2 protein-coding genes are annotated in these 1,844 nt (G+C 50.8%); both read left to right on the top strand.

What is annotated here, in order from left to right; genetic code table 11:
• The first annotated feature begins 660 nt into the window (after positions 1–660).
• The gene (locus tag EXE45_RS16445; RefSeq protein WP_137694955.1) at positions 661–1,572 is read left to right on the top strand and encodes a decaprenyl-phosphate phosphoribosyltransferase; all 912 of its coding nucleotides are present in this window, start codon (positions 661–663) and stop codon (positions 1,570–1,572) included.
• On the top strand, positions 1,569–1,844 hold a 276-nt coding region (locus EXE45_RS16440; RefSeq protein ID WP_137694954.1), incomplete at its 3' end, for a PHP domain-containing protein. The genes EXE45_RS16445 and EXE45_RS16440, both read left to right, overlap by 4 nt.

Below are 1,844 nucleotides of genomic sequence, written 5' to 3'. Positions count from 1 at the left end.
GTGACCACGACAGAATCATGCTGGCTGCCCGTAGGGTCCATCTGCTCAGTCGTACTCATTATGTCGATAAAATTAGCGTAATGTCTTTATACTTACTATTGCCGCATACCGATGAGCCCCAACACCTGTTTTCGGCCCGACTGATCAAGCGAATTTGCTTCAAGTCGGCGGAGACCAGAAGAGCGGTAAACCCACGAGTCCCTATGAGCACTATGATTGTACGATTTACTCGCGGAGCCACGCGATTATTTCTGCTGTAGTAGGTTTCCCACTAGCCGTTACTGCGCCTGGCTTGGATCACTTCGCAATTGGACGGATTAATCGTGGTGATTGGTCTAACCTCGCCCGTTGTCTTGGAACCCGTCGCGGGTATTTGTAGATCAACCATCGATATTCGAGCGAAGTGATATATGGCGAGATCACCGGTTATTTACTCATCTTCTCATTGGCGGCGTTCTTTCCCGTATTAATATGGATTATTATTGGATGTTTGGCCTTCATGACGGCCGCTTACCATCTATACGCACGTTATTGCGGATCTCTACTCGGATATACGGACCAGAGACGCCTATCTCAGCCAACGAGAGTAGCTTCGCGTGGCGCAATTATACAGATCAACAATATCTTTATTGTCTTGTTGGTCAGTAGACTAGATATTGAATGGATAGGTCATCGCAGATCATTAACCCAGTAACCACAGTCACTGGACTGGTTCGAGAGATTCGCCCGTGGCAATGGTACAAGCAGGGCGTAATGCTCTTGGGAATCGTCTTTTCGCAAAATCTTCTCAATTGGGGTGTTTGGCTGAGCCTCTTGATCGGGATTGTGTCGTTCACAACAGTTGCCAGCGCAACATACATTTTCAATGATATTAGCGATCTTGAAGAAGATCGCAATCACCCGCAAAAACAGCACCGCCCGATTGCAAGTGGACAAGTGTCTGTCTCGGTTGCCGCGGTTTTCGGCCTCATCTTAGCTGGTATCGGACTCGGAGCCGCCTACAGTCTCGGCCCCCTCTTTCTCGCTATCCTTCTCGCCTATCTCGCACAGAACGCCCTGTATTCACTTGTTCTAAAGCAGTTCGTCTTCGTCGATGTGCTGATCGTCGCTATCGGGTTCGTGCTCCGCGCTATCGCGGGAGTCATCGCTATCGACGTGTTCTTGAGCCCGTGGTTGATCGTGAGTACATTCCTTCTTGCGTTGGTGCTCGCGTTTGGAAAGCGCAGGAATGAACTGGAGGTAGCGGCCAACCCACAGCAAACACGCGATGTCTTAGGCGAATATTCGGAGAACAATATTGACCAACTCCTAGTGATGGTGATGGCAACCCTGCTGATGTCGTACTCACTCTACACGTTCTCACGAACGGACCCGACGATGATGGTGACCCTCCCGTTTGCGTTCTTTGGTGTGTTTCGCTATCATCACCTCGTCCATACGACGAACATCGCAGGTCAGCCCGAATATCTCCTCACGGATCGATCCTCAGTAGTGAATCTTATCCTCTGGGGTATCGTTGTTGTTGCCGTCCTCTACAACGTCCCAGAGATGGCTGTTGGGGTGATTCAATGAAGCGATACGACCTCCAAGTTCATACCGACGCCTCTCCGTGTTCACGAGCCTCTCCCGCTGACATTGTTGATGCGGCTGTTGATGCGGGATTAGATGGAATTGCTATCACGAATCACGATACGCTGGCGGGGTACGATGAGGTCTCCGACCTCGCACCTGCTGGCCTAACCGTGATTCCTGGGGTAGAAGTGACGACGACACAGGGGCATCTTCTGGCATTGTACATCAACGATGAGCCCCCGCAGTCCGACCCAGTAACCGTTATTGAACAC

Source organism: Halorubrum sp. SP9 (assembly GCF_005435015.1).
Lineage (GTDB): Archaea > Halobacteriota > Halobacteria > Halobacteriales > Haloferacaceae > Halorubrum > Halorubrum sodomense.
Note: the sequence above shows the minus strand (reverse complement) of the source record. Positions and strands in the feature narration are given on the sequence as shown.